Consider the following 18,325-nt stretch of genomic DNA (forward strand, 5'->3'; position numbering starts at 1 on the left):
ATCATTGGCGATGTGACGGGCCTGGCTGGGGTGACGGCGGCGTGGGTGGCACCGCGTCCCCTATCGAGGCCAGCGCCTGCATTTCTGCACGCGACAGCTCCATCAGATTAGCGGTTCGGGCACTGGCCAACTCTACCTCCAGCTCATGCAGCGCCTTCGTGTACTGATCCAGAGCGGGCCCCTCGGTTCTGTCGGGATGCGCATCCTCGACCTCATCCTGGCGTTTAGAGGCGTTGCGCTCAACCGCATCGAATGCGTCCGGATGGCGCTCGCGCAGATACCGCTCCCAGTAATCACGCGAAATCAGATCCTCGATAAACACATCGGAGGCCTCGTCGGCGAGCACCGAGGCACGTGCGCGGGCCAGTTGCTGCCCACGAATCGGTCTGCCGAACATCATGTGCTCGGGTTGCCCCGGCAGCTCCAGCCCATCGGGCCAGCCCGAGGTCATGCCGATACGATATTCCAGACGCACTTCTGCCCTGTCCTGTCCGCGCCCGGCGCGCTCTGCCAGACGGTCGACGCGGCCCAGACGAAAGAGCCGGCGCGACAGATCCAGCAAGGCGCGTCCGCGCTGCTCCGGGCGCTGGCGCGGAATATCGCGCAATGCGTTGTACTCATAGACCCGGCTTTCCAGTTCGCTGAAGGACAGGATGCGCCCGTCGGAACAGGCGCCGTGGGTCTCGGCATTGATGAACAACAGTTGCCGCAGTTCGGTGTTTTCCGTGGCGGCTTGTATGACACGCCATACGCGATGCGTCAGGTCGGCGCGCGACAGGCGGAAATCACTGGTATCGCGCAGCGTTGACAGCAAGTGAAAAAACGCCTGGCGGTCATCTTCCTGGGCGAGCTGCACCCACAGGCTGGTTCGGCCGGATCGCACTTCAGCCCGGGTATCGACGAGCCACGGCTGCAAGGCTGAGTCAGACACCTCGAATGACGGATTGAGCAGGGTTTCGATGGGTTGCACACTGGCATGGGTATCGTCGCCATCACTGTCGCTGTCGCCCGGAGAATCGATGTCGGAATCGAAATCGCTGTCCGAGTCACTGAGGATCGCGCTGATGCGCAAATCGAGTTCCTGACGCGAAATCCCCATCACCGCAACGTCGCCGTGTGCAGCGCTGTAATTGCGCATTTGCTCAAGGCTCATCAGCGACAACTGATAAGTGTCGGCGAGCTGCGTGCCGCCAACCAGTGGCTCATGGGTGCCGTCCAACAGTCGATCCGGAATGACCCTGAAATCGTTGCCGCTCAGGTTCAGGGTCCGCAGGTTCGGCGCCTCCAGCGTCCCTTCCGGCCACTGCGCCAGACCGTTGTAGGCCAGATTCAGCGTCTCCAGACGATTGAAGGTGCGGGCATCGAATTGATTGAGGTGGTTATGACCCACGTCCAGCCAGCGCAATTGATCACGACCGGGCAGCCGGTACAACGATTGCGCATCAGCGAACTGGTTGCCGTTGAGTTCCAGGCGTTGCAGCCGGCTCATGCTGAGCACCGCTTGCGGCAGCGCACTCAGTTCGTTGCCGTTGAGCACCAAAGTGCTCAACTGCGGGAAAGCCTGCAAAAAGCCATTGGACCCCTGCGCGGTGATTCGCGACCCCGTCAAATTCAGCGTCCGCACGTGGTCGAATTCGGCTGTCAGCGAAGGCAGGTCGCCGGTGCGCGGCCCCATCAGGCTGAGCTCCTGGCCGGCGTCGGGGGTCAGGGCTGTCACCCCGTCCTGCCAGCATTCGCGAATGCTCAGGGCGGCGAATCCGCGCCCATCGGCGCTGACCACCGCATGGGGCGAACGGGTCTCGCGGGTAAAGATCCAGCCATTGAGCTGGCGCGTCAGTGACTCGTTGGTCTGCTGCCATTCGCCGAGACGGTTGCTGATCTGGTCGTCGCTCATCCCCGCGCTGCGCAGTCGCGAAATGCATTGCTCGGCTTCCGCGGGCGAGATCACTGGATTCAGATTCTGCAGACGTTCAGCGAATCCTGAGGCCTGCGTGCCGGTATTTGCCCTGCGGGGCAGCGGCAACAGGTACTCGACGATGGACCTGGCCGTCTCGCCGGGAGGAAAATCTGCCGGTACGGGTTCCAGCGCAAATCGCTGCAGCGCCCCTACCGGCAACCCCCTGACGTTCTCCACGCGTTGCTGCGCTGCGTTCAACGCGACTTGGCCTTCGGGACTGAAGGCATTCCCGGTCAGGCTGGTTTTGAGCAGCGCCTCATCGTCGGCCAGAACCGCTGGCGGCAACGAGTCGATGGCATTGTCGCGCAGGTCGGCCCAATCAAGCTGCGGCAAATGCTCGGCACCTGCGGGCCATGCCTCGAGTTCAGTGGCGCGCAGGTTCAGCGCCTTGAGCTTCGTCAGCGCGCTGACGTCCAGGGCAGTCAGCGGATTCTGGCTGGCATTCAGGTATTCAAGGCTGGACATGCGGCTGAACTGGCTCTGCACGTGCGGCGTGACGACTACGCTGTTGTAGGAGATATCGAGACGGCTAAGTTGCGGCAGATCGCCCGGTCCGATGGGCAGTTCACTCAAGCCATTGCCGCTGATTTCCAAGGTTTGCGTGCCGCCGAAAGCCCGAATGAAATCGCGCACCTGCTCGACCGGCGCATCCAGCCAGCCCAGCCGCAAGGTGGTCACATCGGCGAAAATCCCGGCCGGCAATGGCGGCAGTTCGCTGATCTTTTCATAGCCCAGCAATTGCGACATTTGCGCGCCCGATGCGGGCAATTCGAACAGGGTCACTTTTTCATTCAAGCCATAGCGGGCTCGCACCACGGCGCGCCAGTTGATCTCCAGTGCGCGCAGAACGCTGGCATTGGGTTCCTGGGTCCAGCGCAACGCTCGCCGGGCGGTGCGTAGTTCTGCCGACGTGCCGGGCTCATAGAACTGGCGAAAGATCCCGGCGTGTTCGGCGCGTAACGCTTCTACGGCGGCGAGCCTCGTCGCGGGCGTATCCCAGAGGGTGAGGATCCGCTCAGGCAAGGGGTTGATGACACCGGGCTCACCGGTCAGAAACGCCAGTTCCCCGTAGCAGAAACCGCGAACCATCAGAGGCAGGTCAACCAGATGCCCCAACGGCCCGGCGTAATTCCTGACGTATTCGTACGCGGGTTTGAAAGCTTCATGGGTGAACTTCGACCAATCCAGCGACAGCCCCGCCCAGAGTTTTTCATGTCCGCTGTACAGCGCCTGCGGAATGACATTGATCGAGGTGTTGGCCAGATCCAGGCGCTCCAGTTGCGGGAGGTGCTGCGCAAAGGCAGGCCATTGCGTCATGGCCGGCGCATCGATCGTGAGGCTCTTCAACTGCATGAGCGGTGTCAGATCGAGGTTGTGCATGGCGGCAGGATCGACTCCCTCGCACTCAATGTGCAGCGTTTCAAGTGACGTCAGTCCCTGTAATCGTGTTGGAAAATCGGCGGCCAGCTTGAACGCATGGGATCTGAATCGCAGGTTCTTCAGCGAGCGCATCGCACTGACCGAATGCGGCACGGTCGTCAGCGGCTGCGCACCGGCCGTGTAGGTGTCGAGAAAGTTGCCGCGTTCGCCCAGCGAGAGTTTTTCCACGTCGGGAAAGCGCGCCAGAAAATCATCGGCATTGGCATCCGTCAGCCCGCGCCCGCCCACGGACAACTCGCGGATGTGGCTGAAATCGGTGGTCAACCCCGGCAACGGCTCGAGACTGCTGATCACCAAGCGATCCGCACCGGGTAGCTCTGCGGCCAACGGCGCCTGGCGCCAACAGGCCTTGAGCGCTTGTGCGGTCAGGGTTTTGCGCTCATACGTTGCCTGTGCGTCGGAGCGTGCCGGCGTATCGCGCAACGGCTGCTCCGGCGCGGGCCCCAGCCATCGGTCAAGCGCGGCATTCAGCCCGTCCCAATCGCGCTGCCGGTGCTGCAACAGGTTGAAAATATCCTTGTCGGTTTTCCCCGCCTGCAACTGCCGGAGGATCAAGCCGTTGGCCTGCTGATCGGTCAACTGCGGATACACATCGCGCACGCGCACGGTCAGGTGCGGGTTCAAGCCAGGGCCGCGACCACTGGCGTAGTAGCCCAACAGTCGTTCGTTGATCCGTGTTGGCGGTTTGAACCAGGCGGCCTGCGGTTCCAGCAGAGTCACGGCCTCAGTGCGATGCTGAACGGCATGCTCGATGATCCTGCGGCGTAACTCGGCACTCTGGCTGACCTCAGGCACCGCAAGGCTGCGTCGGGCGTCATCGGGCAAGGCGTGCATGATCGAGACATAGAAATTGTCGCCGGCGTCTGGCTGGCTGTTGAGCGCTTCGCCACGCTCATCGAAGGCCTGAAAGCGTTGGCCTTTTTTGACCAGGTATTTTTTGTCGCGGGCGCTCTCGCTGCCGACGCTGTCGAGCAGCGCGCCGCGCTGGCTGCCCTCGCGGACTTCGAGGCGCACGGTGTCCGGCCAGCCCGGCAGGTTTTGCAAGGTGTGCAACGCCAGACGCCGGCTATCGGCGGTGGCGATATTTTCACTGCGCAGCCCCGCGTAAGCGCGAGTCTGGCGTCCCTGTTGCTGAAACCAGCGCGCCTCCTCCAGCAGACGAAGGGGCACTCCTCGGTTGGCGTTGAGCCGCTCGATTTCTTCAGGCCGGGCATGCGCGAGGATTTCCTCGGCCGCGGCATCGCCGAGTCCCGGACAGGTCCTCCGTAGCAATCGGACGCGCGCGTCTGCCGGCGAAGTGCCGCGATAAATGCTGTCGAAAATCGCCGGCTGGCGAGTCCGGGCGTAATCGGCAATCTGCTGACTGAACTCTTCGGCACGGGCATAGCGCGAGCGCGCCCCGCCCTCACCGAGCAGTCGAATGATTTCAGGCTCATCGAGCTGGGCGAGAATGCGTGCCGTCAGGTCGCCGCGCAGGATGTCGGCGCGGCTCACCCTGATCGGCGCCCTGACGACCGCGCCGCGAATCTGGGGGCTGGCGCCATAGGTGAGCGACTCGCCGGTCAATCGATCCCCATCGAACACCTGCAGCACGCGGTTGGCCGGCCAGCGCGGCATTTCCGTCACCAGCGGCAATGCGTACAGATACAGCGAATCAACCGCTTGGCTACCGCGCAGTTGCGCGATGACCCGTGCCGAATCCGCATCGGCCTGGAACAGACGCATGGCGTCCTGTAACTCGGGTGGGGGCGGCGCGTTATCCAGATGCATCTTGCGCAGCGCGTTATCGCTGACGCCGCTGATATCGGCCACCTTGAGCAACTGCGCATCGGAAAATTCTTCGGCGGCATGGCCCATACGCCGCAACAGGGTCAACCGGTCCCACTGCAGAGGACGTTCCAGGGTATGCCGCCAGGCACCGCGGCCATTGTGTTCAAGCAATGGCTGGTAAGCGTCAGGATCGGAGGGATGCCTGATGCGCCATTTGCCCAGTGATTCATCAAAGAACTGTTGGTAAGCCTGACCGCCCTGGCGCATGTAGGTTGTTCCATCGACCCGATGCTGCCCTGACAGATTCGTACCGCCGCTGGCCTCCAGTGCCACCGGGGAAGCATAGGCACGCAGATCCGGTTTCCACAGCCGGGTTTTGCCATTGGGCAATGCCACCGGGCGCAGATCTTCGAGCACTGCGGGTGCTTCGGCCGCCTGAAACTTGCGTACCCCGGCGCCCACCCCGGCCATCAGCGCAATCTGCACGAGGTTTTCTGCCACATCCACCAGATGATCCTTGGCTGCCCGGCGATCGCCCTCCCCCCACTCGACCGCACCTTCAAGGGTTTCGTACAACAACTGGCCGGCCATCACTACCATCATTACTTCGCCCAGGACTGGCACGAACATCGACACCAGGTTCAGGCCCAGCAGACCGACCTCCATCAGGTGGGCCAGCTTCGCCTCTCGGGCCTTGGCGTCGACCTCTTGGGTCGGCACCGCATGACTGCGTGCATCGGCCAGCACTTTGGCGCAATGTTGCTGGTAGAGGTATTCCCAGAGATCCTCGTTTTCCGCCCAGATGCCTCGCCCCTTGCGCGTGAGGGTAGAGGGTGCGAGATACGGATCCGCTGCCGGCGCAAGTTTCGCCGGACGTTCGGGCGGCAGCTCCCTGATATGGGTAAATGCTGCGGTGTGAGTAAACGCGTTGACAATCGTGCGCCAGGGCGAGCGCCACGGATCGCTGGGGGAGTCGGCGGCCTTTTGCGTGAACTGGCTGAAATAGTACGGTCGCTGGTCGTAGGGGACGAACTGGCTGAAAAAGCGTTGGTACGGGGTCGGCTCTGCGCCGGTGACCGCGGCGCTTCCTGCAGTGAACAGGCGCTTGAACTCTTGCTTCATCTGCGCGCCGCTGTAGCGCTTGAGCGGATGTTCGGGATCGTTGGGAACGTAGAGAATCACTTCGTCGCTGTAGCGATATTTTTCGCAGATCGAGAACGCCACGCAGCCAGTCATGCGCTTTCTCATCAGGCCCAGGTCTTCGAACCAGACCTGCTTGCGGCCCATCCACGGATGCCTCTCGCCGTTGATCACCGAAACGATCATCGTGTAGTCCGCCGGTTCAATGTCCTTTTTCAACAGCGCCAGTTCAGCGGCGGCGCGCAGGGCTGCCTTCTGACTGGCGATGAACGGTTCGCGAAGTGCGGTGGGCGCAGTCGTGGCGGCCGGATAAAAGAAGCCCTCCAGATACGCCTGGTACTGCTTGCCGATGTCCAGGCTGCGGCACAACGTCAGAAACTGGCTGACGCTGAGGTTGACCGGCACCGCTTCGTAGGTGTCCGGTGTAGCGGTTTGCTTAACGAACCCGGAAGTCTTGTGATAGGCCCCCGGCTTGCATTCGTAAGCTTCGAAATTGTGCAGTGCGGCTTCGAGCATCGACAGCTTGAGCACTTCGAACGATGACAGTTCGATCTCGAAAATGCTGATTTCCAGTGGACGCCGCAGGCACAGCAATGTCTTGTCGACATCCACTTGCAGCTGGAATCGGTCCTTCAGGGCCTTGATCAACAGGGGCCGGGCGAAGGCTTCAACGTCCTGAAACGTCGCCATGCTTTGGTCCAGACGGTTCTGCGCCTCAAGACTGGCGACGAAGCTCACATTCAAGGCCTCGCGCTGGTCAGGTGCGGCGTTGCGGTACCACGGTGGCAGCGTTGTATGAATGTCCTTGAATGCCTGGCGTCTTTGCGTCGAAGCGTCAGTCAGCCATTGGGGGATGGATTGTTCGAGGAAGTCACCGTGCAGGCTCTGGGTTGCCGCCGGCCGGACTGTTGGCGCAATGGATGGGATGACGGTCATGGTCGCTCCTTTTTGGTGGAGCCAAGAGCAGACCATCTCGAACATTCGCATCTGCGGTAGATAGATATCGCACGGTGAGTGGAAACCCGTCGACTGTATGGGCGTGCGCCGGCAGGCCATCCAGTGGCAAGTTGGCTATGCTCTTCTGGACAACTGACGCTACGAGGGATTTATGGACGATCCAGTCGACAACAAACCGCCGAGCTTCTGGCAAATGTTGCACAGCGTGATGGCGGCAGCGTTCGGCGTGCAGAGCGGCAAGAACCGGGCAAGGGACTTCACCCACGGCAAGCCCAGCCATTTCGTGCTGCTGGGCATTCTGTTCACGGCGGTGTTCGCCCTGACGCTGTTTGCCATCGTCAAACTGGTGCTGCATTTCGCCGGGGTTTGACGAGTTTCAGCGCATCAAGGTCTGCAAGGTGAACGGATAACGGTAGGAAGCCGGGCGGCCCTTGGCCGAGAGTTTGCGAAAACTCACGCCGTAGTCTGGCGACTCACCCATGGCCAGCATTTGCCGGGCCTGCCTTTTGTCGATCAGTTGCAACAAGGGCAACTGCCGGTCACGCCCGCCGAACTGATTCAGATCGACACCCTGCTGATCGTCATGCACTTCCACCAGCGCCCAGCCGCCCAGGGTGAAGTGCCCGCCCAACAATGCACTCAGACGCCCGTCGACCATCGCCTGCAAAGCCGCCGGTGAAGTATTGACCGCGCTGAACAGGGCGTCTTTGCCCGGGACCTTGCCGGTCTCGGAAAACGCGCGCATTGCGCCGAACGCCATCTCATCATTGGCCGACCACACCAGCGACACCTTCGGATAGCGGGCGAACAGCTGTTTCGCCTGTTCGTAGGCACGTTGCTGCGTCCAGCCGCTGTAGACCAGTTGACGCAGGCGTACCTGCGAATGCTCGGCCAAAGCGCGCTGCATGCCGTGTTCGCGCAACTGCGCCGACGGGGTGATTTTCAGACCGGAGAACGCCAGCACTTCAATCGGCTCATTCGCGGCAACGGGCGGGTGCAGACGAATCAGCTCCTTCATCATCAGATAACCGCCCTCCTCGTCGTTCGGCACCAGACTGCCGATGCGGTCGGTGCGCTCGCCGACCAGGGCCTGCTGATTGGGGGTCAGTGCGGCATTCACGATAAACAGCTTTACGCCGCTGTTTTGCGCAAGTCGCAGGATCTGCGGGGCAACGTATTGTTCGTTGGCGAATATCAGATAATCGGGCCGATTCGAGCCCTGCAACGCAAGACGCGCCTGTGCCAGGGTGAGTTCAGGCTGGCGTTGGGAATAGAGGATTTGCAGATCGATCCCCAAGTCCCGGGCGGCCGCCTGCATGAATTGTGAATAGCTGAGCCAAAAGGCTTCCTGCGTCGAGCCCGGGTTAAGAAACAGCACCGACTCCGCCCGTGCGCAGGTGGAAAACACCGCACCGAAGAGCAGAAAGCTGACGTGGAGAAACTTGAACATTAATCATCCGGGCCCAAGGAAAAATGGCCGCGCATTATAGCCATCCAGACACCGGCTATTGACGCCTGATCCCGTTTTTTGTCCGACAATCGTCGGGCGCGGACCCGGATGGGTCGTTTACTGATGACTGACCCAGAATACCGCTGTCCCCACGACCAGAATGATCAGGAACAAAATGGCCCATGCATCAACGCTGCTATCGCTTTTCCTTGCCTTGGTCGGATTGCTCATTGCATCGCCTCTTATCGGTTTTATCGGTGATTGCAGAAAGACTCGTCCACAGTTAAGACGATGATTGTCCGCACGACAAATGTGGAATAGTTAATAACTGTTCTCGTTAGGCGATTTGGTTCTTTACATATACTCAAACATCACTTTTGCGCATAACTGCAAACGGGTATATTGCCCCGGCTCCGTTAGGGAGTGCGCGGCCGTGCGCGCAGAATTGCAGAGGCACCATCGGACTCCAGCAAGCGAAAACGCAGCGTTTTCCGAGTAGCCCAAAGCCTGAGAACAGGACTTATATGTACGTATACGACGAGTACGATCAGCGGATCATCGAGGACCGCGTCAAGCAGTTCCGTGATCAGACCCGACGCTATCTGGCAGGTGAGCTGAGCGAAGAAGAATTCCGCCCCCTGCGCCTGCAAAATGGCCTGTACATCCAGCGTTTTGCGCCGATGTTGCGTGTTGCGGTGCCTTACGGCCAACTGACTTCGCGTCAGACGCGCATGATGGCCAAGATTGCCCGCGACTACGACAAGGGCTACGCCCACATCAGTACCCGGCAGAACGTGCAGTTCAACTGGCCGGCGGTGGAAGACATCCCGGACATCCTCGCCGAACTGGCCACCGTGCAGATGCACGCGATCCAGACCAGCGGCAACTGCCTGCGCAATGTCACCACCGACCAGTTCGCCGGTGTCGCCGCCGACGAATTGATCGACCCGCGCCCATGGTGCGAAATCGTCCGTCAGTGGACCACCTTCCACCCGGAATTCGCCTACCTGCCGCGTAAATTCAAGATCGCCGTCAACGGTTCGACCGCTGACCGCGCCGCTATCGAAGTTCACGACATCGGTCTTGAACCCGTGCATAACGAAGCCGGCGAACTGGGTTTCCGCGTGCTGGTGGGCGGTGGCCTGGGTCGTACTCCGGTCGTCGGTGCGTTCATCAACGAGTTCCTGCCATGGCAGGATCTGTTGAGCTATCTCGACGCCATCCTGCGGGTCTACAACCGCTACGGCCGTCGCGACAACAAATACAAGGCTCGGATCAAGATCCTCGTCAAAGCCCTCACGCCTGAAGTGTTCGCACAGAAAGTCGATGCGGAAATGGAACACCTGCGCGGTGGCCAGACCACGCTGACCGAAGCCGAACTGCATCGAGTGGCCAAGCACTTCGTTGATCCGGACTACAAGGCGCTGGACAACCAGACCGCCGAGCTGGCCGCACTCGACAAGGAACATCCAGGCTTCGCCCGCTGGCGCACCCGCAACACCCTGGCGCACAAAAAGCCGGGTTATGTGGCCGTGACCCTGTCGCTGAAACCGACCGGCGTCGCGCCGGGCGACATCACCGACAAGCAGCTCGACGCCGTTGCCGATCTGGCCGACCGCTACAGCTTCGGCCAACTGCGCACGTCCCACGAGCAGAACATCATTCTTGCCGACGTCGAGCAGAGCCAGTTGTTCACCCTGTGGGGCGAGCTGCGTGAAGGCGGTTTCGCGACGCCGAACATCGGCCTGCTGACCGACATCATCTGCTGCCCGGGCGGTGATTTCTGCTCGCTGGCCAACGCCAAGTCGATCCCGATTGCCGAATCGATCCAGCGCCGTTTCGACGACCTCGATTACCTGTTCGACATCGGTGAGCTGGACTTGAACATCTCCGGATGCATGAACGCCTGTGGTCACCACCATGTGGGCCACATCGGCATTCTCGGCGTGGACAAGAAAGGCGAAGAGTTCTATCAGGTTTCCCTCGGCGGCAGCGCCAGCCGTGACGCGAGCCTGGGCAAGATCCTCGGCCCGTCCTTCGCTCAGGAAGCCATGCCTGACGTCATTTCGAAGCTGATCGACGTGTACGTGGAACAACGTACCGAAGACGAGCGCTTCATCGACACCTATCAGCGTATTGGCATCGACCTCTTCAAGGAACGCGTCTATGCAGCGAATCATTAAGAACAACGAAGTCGTCGACGAAACCTGGCACTTGCTGCCCAAGGATTTCAACATCGACGAGATCAGCAATTGCGACGATCTGATCGTTCCACTGCAACTGTGGCGCGAACACAGCCGCATGCTCAAGGCCCGCGACGGTGGCTTGGGCGTATGGCTGGACGCCGACGAAGAAGCCGAGGAAATCGGTGACGACGTCGCCGAGTTTCAGGTCATTGCGTTGAACTTCCCGGCGTTCACCGACGGCCGCAACTACTCCAATGCACGTCTTTTGCGTGACCGTTACGGTTTCAAAGGCGAGCTGCGTGCAATCGGCGATGTGTTGCGCGACCAGTTGTTCTACATGCACCGCTGTGGCTTCGACGCCTTTGCCGTGCGTGCGGACAAAGATCCCTACGAAGCCCTGGAAGGTCTCAAGGACTTCTCGGTGACCTATCAGGCCGCCACTGACGAACCGCTGCCGCTGTTCCGGCGTCGCTAGGCTTTCGGCCTTCCCTGCTGACAAAAAGCTGCGGACAAAAAAACGCCGGTCAATGACCGGCGTTTTTTATGCCTGACTGTTTTACCAGAAACGTTGCTGCGTCAAACGACTCCACCAGCTCAACAGCACGCGATCCACCGAACCGCTGGCCGCCATGCCGATGCGCTCTTGCAGGCTTTTGCGTTCGGCGTAATGCAAGTGATAGACCTCGGCCTGTTTGGCTTTCTGGGCGAGGTATTCATCACTGGTCTTGAGCTCATCCACCAGTTGCATGTCCAGCGCCGCGACGCCGAGCCAGACTTCGCCGGTCGCCACTTCGTCGATGGCCAGTTGCGGGCGGTAGCGGGCAACGAAGTTCTTGAACAGTTGGTGGGTAATGTCCAGGTCTTCCTGGAACTTCTCGCGGCCCTTTTCGGTGTTTTCGCCGAACACGGTCAAAGTGCGTTTGTACTCACCGGCGGTCAGCACTTCAAAATCGATATCGTGCTTCTTCAGCAAGCGATTGACGTTAGGCAACTGCGCAACCACACCGATCGAGCCCAGAATCGCAAAGGGCGCACTGATGATCTTCTCGCCGATGCACGCCATCATGTAGCCGCCGCTCGCCGCGACCTTGTCGATGCAAACCGTCAGCGGCACGCCGGCTTCGCGGATACGCGCCAGTTGCGACGACGCCAGACCGTAGCTGTGCACCATGCCGCCACCACTTTCCAGACGCAGGACGACTTCATCCTGGGGAGTGGCGAGGGTCAGCAGCGCGGTGATTTCGTGGCGCAGGCTCTCAGTGGCCGAGGCCTTGATGTCGCCATCGAAATCCAGCACGAACACGCGAGATTTGGCCTCGGGCTTGTTCTTTTGCTTCTTCGCGCTTTTCTCGGACTTGGCCTCGCCCTTGCGCAACGCCTTGAGCTGATCCTTGTCGAGCAGCGTCTGCTCCAGACGCTCACGCAGGCCCTTATAGAAATCATTGAGTTTGCTGACCTGCAGCTGCCCCGCCGACTTGCGCCGCCCCTTGCTGCGCAGCGCGGCAAAACTGGCAAGCACCACCAGGATGGCGATCACCAGGGTAACGGTCTTGGCCAGGAAACTGGCGTATTCGGTGAAAAACTCCACAGAGACTCCTTAAAACGATGCGTGGATGTACGGCACACGCGGAATGGTTCCAGCATACCCATGCGCCGGCTCGTCGGCCAGCCGTGAAAACTCTGGCAACACGCCTGTAACGGGAATTTCAAACAAGCGTATGTTTTTTCATTGACAGCTCAGCATCATCCTCATAACCTCGCCAAACCTTCAACGTACCGGGATGACGCGGACGTGGGCAGCATCTATCTGATTCGACATGGCCAGGCCTCCTTTGGTGCAGACGACTATGACGTCCTGTCGCCGACCGGTGTGCGCCAGGCAGAAATCCTCGGCCAACACTTGGCCGAACTGGGGATTCGCTTCGATCGCTGCCTGTCGGGTGACCTGCGGCGCCAGCAACACACGGCCACCAGCGCGCTGGAACAGTTCACTGCCCAAGGCCTGTCGGTACCAACGCTGGAAACCGATTCCGCCTTCAACGAATTCGATGCCGACGCGGTGATTCGCGCCCTGCTGCCGGCGATGCTGCCGGAAGAACCCGAGGCCCTCGACATCCTGCGCAACGCCGCGCAAAACCGTGGTGAGTTCCAGCGCATCTTCGCCTTGATCATCGAGCGCTGGCTGGCGGGCACCTACGATACTCCGGGGCTGGAGAGCTGGCTGGGCTTCGTCGAGCGAGTCCGGGGCGGGTTGCATCGCATCCTTGAGCAGGCGGAAAAAAACCAGAAAATCGCCGTGTTTACCTCCGGTGGCACCATCACCGCCCTGCTCCACCTCATTACGCAAATGCCTGCCAGACAGGCCTTTGAATTGAACTGGCAAATCGTCAACACCTCGCTCAACCAGCTGAAGTTCCGCGGTCGCGAGGTGGCTTTGGCCTCCTTCAACAGTCATGCACATCTGCAACTGTTGAAGGCCCCGGAACTCATCACTTTTCGTTGAGTCCGGATTACCGTGAACCTTGCTGTATCAACCAAATAAGGATTGAACCATGACCTCCGTAGCTGACGCCGTACAAGCAATGAAAGCCAAGTTCAACCCAGCCGCTGCTGCCGGTCTGGATCTGGTCTTCGGTTTCCGCATCGACGAGACCAAAAACTTCTCGCTGATCGTCAAGGACAGCACCTGCGAGCTGCAAGAAGGCGAGAACCCGGACGCCCAGGTCACTCTGGTGATGGACGGCGAAACCCTGGAAGGCATCGTCGACGGTTCGACCGACGGCATGCAGGCGTTCATGGGCGGCAAACTGCGCGCTGAAGGCGACATGATGCTGGCGATGAAACTGTCCGAGCTGTTCCCTTCGTAAGACTGCCGTTCGCTTACAAACAAATCCCGCCTGATTGGCGGGATTTGTCGTTTCAGGGTCACTGGATGCCGTCGGCGTCCAGCTCCTTGAAGACCTGCCGATCGGCGATCTGGGTCTGACTGTCGGGGTACATCAACTGGACGCTGCCACCGGGGATGATTTCACCGGTTTGCGCATCACGGGCGAAGGTGATGACATACCGCTCACCCTGATACTTCAGGTAAATGTTGTAATAATCCTGCGGCTGATCCGGCGCTGCAAAAGCGCTGTAGCGATAACGGACCCGTGGCACCAGCGTTGGCCAGTGCTTTTGTAGCAACTCGCCACTCACTTCGGGATCCGCAGACTCCAGAGCAACAATCGCCGTCGCGACCAATTCATCGTTATTTGCCGAGGTCAGAATTAGTGGCTGTGTGCGTTGCATGGTGATGAGACTGACCTTGCCATTCACAACATCCCGACGATACATACCGTTGCTAAACCACCTGGAAGCATCAAAGCGGTTCTCTTCAGGGCTCCAGTCGCCGTAATACATATCAACCCTTGAAGGGTAGAGATAAACACTCAACGGAAGAATGACAGCAAGCAGCACGAGCGCTTGAACGACCCTGGTCCTGAAAAAATGACTTTTCACTCGATGACCTGCGAACGTCTGCGTCGACGACTTACGTTCGATATTTGAATTTCGCCTGCCGAGTTTTTCAAACTCTGCAGTTCAACGCTTTGCGTCAGCCGCTTTTTCAAGCTCGCGCTGTACTTGCAGGTATGCGACTTCTTCATCACTCCCTTTCACCAAGTGCGAAGCCATGGCTCCGGTCAGCAGCTGCTTGTCGTTGACGTCCCAATCCAGAGTGACGACGTAGGTATCGTGCTGAAGCGTTACAAACAGCCAATAGGAATCCACTGGCTTGTCCGGTTCAGCGAATGCGCTGTAGGCATAGCGTATTTGACGGCGCAAATCCGGGGTATTCAGGACAAGATCTTCTGTGTCGACCTTCGGATATTTCTGTTCGATCGCCACCAGAACCTTGGTCAAAAGAACGTCGTTTTCAATCGACTGCAAGCTTTCCGGCTTGTTACGCAGCATTGTCAACGGACTCGCCTGCGGCGGCGTCTCCATCAAACGCGGGCGGTACATGCCAGAGCTGAACCACCGAGTGGCGTCAAAGCGGACTTCTTCGGGACTCCAGGCGCCGTAATACATCATCACTTTGGCGGACATATGATCTTCCTTGGCGTAAATAAATAGTGTTGCAGCGCTGACGACGGCCAACAGTATGCATAAAAGGCGCTGTTTACCCGATAACAGCCTTGTTTTCATATGGGTTTATAGGCACAGAGTTGCTTGGGAACACCATCAGGCGTGTTACCTGAGCGAACATCACGATGTGCACCTAAAGCATCAAGGGGGAAGCCAACCTTTTTTTCATAAAACGCCCGACTGTCGTCGTGCGCCATCAAATCACGCTGTTCATCAGTGATCGTGGGTTTTGGTGCCTGCGGTGCCTGTTCTCCAGGAATTTGCGCAGTGGGATCATTCGCCTGCTTGCGATGCGCTGCCAATTTTCGCTGATAGGCAGTCTTCTGACTTCTGTATGCCTCCATTGCCTGGGCATCACTACTCGCCTGCTTACGAATCCCCGGCACGGACTCGCGTTCGGCCGACGTGCCGTAGGTGGTGTCGTAATTGCTGCGTCGTGGAAACGCCCAAACAGTGGTCTGAGTCGAGTTGGCCAGAATCTGCGCCAGACTGCGTTCGTAATGAGGATCTTCGCCCTCATTCACTTTGAAATCGGCGTCGATACCCAAACCGGTACGGCAGGCATACGAGTAAATCTTGGCACCGTAAGCAAATGCCTCGGGCTTGAACATCTGGGCCTGCGCATCACGCAGCCGATAACTGTCGTTTTTATCCAGTTCGTAGCCCAGTTCAATACTGCCCACTACACCGTGGGAGAAAAAATCCAGTTGTTTGATTTCCCGGCCCCGACGTTGCCGGGTGGCAATGAAGTCGACAACACCAGAGATGGAATCCATCTCCCGATACTGCGCACCGTGTTGGTTCTCCACGACGTCTTTCAAAGCCGCCAGCAAGTTATCCGGGTAATCATTCTTGAACACCAGAAATACACGCTGGACAGAGAAGTTAGGAGTACCTGCCGGGTACTTGGTGAGTTGACGGATGCCCTGATTGATAAAGCGCATCTTGTTGCCTTTCTGGCCGCGAACCTTCTCGTATAGCGACATGTAGGATGCCCCCACTACAGTCACATAGTCCTGCGCCAGTGTGCCCTTGACCTGCGTCGTCGCGTGTTGATCGCTTGTCTCGCCCTGTTTCTTGTCCGGTGTCGCCACGTTGAACCTTCCTTAGTAAGCGATGCCCAGTGCATCCAGGTGAGCGGCGGCTTCCTTGCCCCATTGCACGACAATGGACGTCGGGTCGGCGGTGAACACCCGTGCGGCGTTGCCGTGGTTGTCGGTATGGCCGACAAGGCGTTGGCCGTCACCGGTTTCGATGCAAAAGAGCATGTCGGGAATGGCTTCGCCGGTGGTTTCGTCCACCAGTTGGAAGCGTTCGCTGTGTTTGGGGACCGTCACGATCGGAGTGAACGGCGCGGCGCCGGCCTGAGTGCCGACGAAGACGTCGCCAGAGCCGGTGATGATCATGCCGCCGTGGGCGGTGGCACTGCCGAGAAATGCAATGGGTTGGCCATTGATCAGGATATTGCCGATGCCTTCGCTGACCGCATCGCCGCAGGCCGTGGCGTCGCCGACGCGCAGCACCGGCATGCCGTTGATGTTCACATTGGGTGAACCGGCGGTGCTTGCATTGGTGCCGTGGCCGGTTACCGGGCAGGCGTTGAGATCACTGAGTCGGGCGGCAGGTTTTGCCATCATCTACATCCTTGTGAGAGCCAAGCCGCGGAATGTACCGGATCTAGACCAGGGATAAAAGTCTGTCCTTGGCTGCAAGGGGCAAATCCGGCGCAGCGAACGAGGCTGCCAGCAACTCTCGCGTATAAGGATGGCGCGCCTCGCGAAACAGTTCATCCGTCGCGCCACGCTCCACCACCTCGCCGTCCTTCATCACAATCAAGTCATGCGCCAGCGCCCGCACCACCGCCAGATCGTGGCTGATGAACAGGTAGGTCAAGCCGTGTTCCTCCTGCAATCGCCGCAACAACCCAACGATCTGCTTTTGCACCGTACGATCGAGCGCCGAGGTCGGTTCATCCAGCAGGATCAGGTCCGGTTTGAGCACCAGTGCGCGGGCGATGGCGATGCGTTGTCGCTGACCGCCGGAAAACTCATGGGGATAGCGATGACGCGTTGCAGGGTCGAGGCCGACTTCGCGGAGCACATCGATCACCGCCTGCTCGCGCTCGCCAGCGTTCAAATCACTGTGCACGCGCAATCCTTCGGCGATGATCTGCTCCACGCAAAGACGCGGGCTGAGACTGCCGAACGGATCCTGAAATACCACTTGCAGGCGTTTGCGCAGGGGTCGCAGTTGCTTGCCGCTCAGTTGCTCCAGCGCCTCGCCCTGAAAGCGAATCTGGCCGTCGGCATCGATCAGACGCAGGATCGCCTGCCCCAGAGTGGATTTGCCGGAACCTGACTCGCCGACAATCCCCAGGGTCTTGCCCCGCTGCAGCGTCAGGCCAATCCCCTTCACCGCCTCCAGATAAGTCCTGGGCCGCAGCCAGCCGCCGCCCAGCCGAAAGCGCACATTGAGATCACTCACCTGCAACAGATCTTCTGCCGCATCGCGACAAAGCGCCGTACCCCCCGGTTCGGCATTGAGCAATTCAATGCTGTAAGGATGCTGCGGTGCACTGAACAATTGTTCGCAAGGCGCCTGCTCGACAATCAGACCGCCGCGCATCACTGCCACGCGCTGAGCGATAGTGCGCACCAGATTAAGGTCATGGCTGATGATCAACAGCGCCATGCCCAGACGCGTCTGCAACTGCTTCAACAGCAGCAGAATCTTGCGCTGCACAGTCACGTCCAGCGCTGTGGTCGGCTCGTCGGCGATCAGCAATTGCGGTTCGCACGCCAGCGCCATCGCGATCATCACCCGTTGCCGCTGGCCACCGGAAAGTTGATGCGGATACGCCTTCAGCCGTTCGCGTGGGCGCTGAATGCCGACCAGTTCCAGCAGTTCAAGAATACGTGCGCGGGCAGCCGCGCCGGCCAGGCCCTTGTGCAGGGCAAGGCTTTCACCGAGTTGCCGTTCGATGGTGTGCAGCGGGTTCAACGAGCTCATCGGCTCCTGAAAAATCATCGCGATGCGATTGCCGCGCAGTTGCCGCAGATAACGCTCATGCACGCCCAACAACTCTTCACCGGCATAACGAATGCTGCCGTCGATCCGCGTGATGGCCGGGTCGAGCAGTTGCAGGATGCTGTGCGCCGTCACCGATTTGCCGGAACCGGACTCACCCACCAGTGCCAGGCATTCACCGGGACGGATGTCGAGGTTGATACCGTGCACCACTTTCTGGCCATTGAAGGCCACTCGCAGGTCGCGTATTTCGATCAGGTTATCGCTCAT

General features: G+C 59.6%; 13 protein-coding genes. 5 read left to right on the plus strand and 8 right to left on the minus strand.

From position 1 onward, the window contains the following. Position 1 precedes the first annotated feature (1 nt). Complete coding sequence (locus tag AC3WMT_RS02660) at positions 2-7,243, minus strand: NEL-type E3 ubiquitin ligase domain-containing protein (RefSeq protein ID WP_103302362.1); 7,242 nt, start codon at positions 7,241-7,243, stop codon at positions 2-4. A 172-nt stretch (positions 7,244-7,415) separates the two neighbouring features. Between AC3WMT_RS02660 and AC3WMT_RS02665 the strand changes: the two genes are divergently transcribed. Then, a complete protein-coding gene (locus AC3WMT_RS02665; protein ID WP_042559414.1) occupies positions 7,416-7,634 on the plus strand; it encodes a DUF2970 domain-containing protein in 219 nt (72 codons plus the stop codon). Between the two features lie 6 nt (positions 7,635-7,640). Here AC3WMT_RS02665 and AC3WMT_RS02670 read toward each other — a convergent pair whose 3' ends face one another. After that, positions 7,641-8,714: an ABC transporter substrate-binding protein gene (locus tag AC3WMT_RS02670; RefSeq protein WP_103302363.1), complete on the minus strand. Its 1,074-nt coding sequence runs from the start codon at positions 8,712-8,714 to the stop codon at positions 7,641-7,643. A 524-nt stretch (positions 8,715-9,238) separates the two neighbouring features. Here AC3WMT_RS02670 and AC3WMT_RS02675 point away from each other — a divergent pair. Both AC3WMT_RS02675 and AC3WMT_RS02680 read left to right on the plus strand, forming a co-directional pair. Next, complete coding sequence (locus AC3WMT_RS02675) at positions 9,239-10,897, plus strand: nitrite/sulfite reductase (protein WP_103302364.1); 1,659 nt, start codon at positions 9,239-9,241, stop codon at positions 10,895-10,897. Next, positions 10,881-11,375 carry a DUF934 domain-containing protein gene (locus AC3WMT_RS02680; protein WP_095189786.1) on the plus strand — a complete coding sequence of 165 codons (495 nt, stop codon included), beginning with the start codon at positions 10,881-10,883 and terminating at the stop codon, positions 11,373-11,375. Before AC3WMT_RS02675 ends, AC3WMT_RS02680 begins: the two co-directional genes overlap by 17 nt. Positions 11,376-11,456: 81 nt before the next feature. Here AC3WMT_RS02680 and sohB read toward each other — a convergent pair whose 3' ends face one another. Continuing rightward, positions 11,457-12,488 carry a protease SohB gene (gene sohB, locus AC3WMT_RS02685; RefSeq protein WP_103302365.1) on the minus strand — a complete coding sequence of 344 codons (1,032 nt, stop codon included), beginning with the start codon at positions 12,486-12,488 and terminating at the stop codon, positions 11,457-11,459. A 204-nt stretch (positions 12,489-12,692) separates the two neighbouring features. On the opposite strand from sohB, the gene AC3WMT_RS02690 reads away from it, so the two are divergent. Together AC3WMT_RS02690 and AC3WMT_RS02695 are read left to right on the plus strand one after the other, a co-directional pair. After that, positions 12,693-13,403, plus strand: coding sequence for a histidine phosphatase family protein (locus AC3WMT_RS02690; protein WP_103302366.1), 711 nt, complete (start codon positions 12,693-12,695; stop codon positions 13,401-13,403). A gap of 49 nt (positions 13,404-13,452) precedes the next feature. After that, positions 13,453-13,767 (plus strand): SCP2 sterol-binding domain-containing protein, encoded by a 315-nt coding sequence (locus AC3WMT_RS02695; protein ID WP_103302367.1) that lies wholly within the window; start codon positions 13,453-13,455, stop codon positions 13,765-13,767. A gap of 58 nt (positions 13,768-13,825) precedes the next feature. Here AC3WMT_RS02695 and AC3WMT_RS02700 read toward each other — a convergent pair whose 3' ends face one another. From AC3WMT_RS02700 to AC3WMT_RS02720, 5 genes are all read right to left on the minus strand, one after another. Continuing rightward, positions 13,826-14,401: a hypothetical protein gene (locus AC3WMT_RS02700; protein ID WP_146041214.1), complete on the minus strand. Its 576-nt coding sequence runs from the start codon at positions 14,399-14,401 to the stop codon at positions 13,826-13,828. Positions 14,402-14,482: 81 nt separating this feature from the next. Next, on the minus strand, positions 14,483-14,989 hold the full coding sequence (locus tag AC3WMT_RS02705; protein ID WP_103302369.1) for a hypothetical protein: 507 nt from the start codon (positions 14,987-14,989) through the stop codon (positions 14,483-14,485). A gap of 95 nt (positions 14,990-15,084) precedes the next feature. Continuing rightward, entirely contained in the window at positions 15,085-16,122 is a 1,038-nt protein-coding gene (locus AC3WMT_RS02710) for a hypothetical protein (RefSeq protein WP_103302370.1), read from the minus strand. 12 nt (positions 16,123-16,134) lie between these two features. Beyond that, a complete protein-coding gene (locus AC3WMT_RS02715; RefSeq protein ID WP_103302371.1) occupies positions 16,135-16,662 on the minus strand; it encodes a PAAR domain-containing protein in 528 nt (175 codons plus the stop codon). Positions 16,663-16,705: 43 nt separating this feature from the next. Next, positions 16,706-18,325 (minus strand): ABC transporter ATP-binding protein, encoded by a 1,620-nt coding sequence (locus AC3WMT_RS02720; RefSeq protein WP_103302372.1) that lies wholly within the window; start codon positions 18,323-18,325, stop codon positions 16,706-16,708.

The organism is Pseudomonas sp. FW305-7, assembly GCF_058786735.1.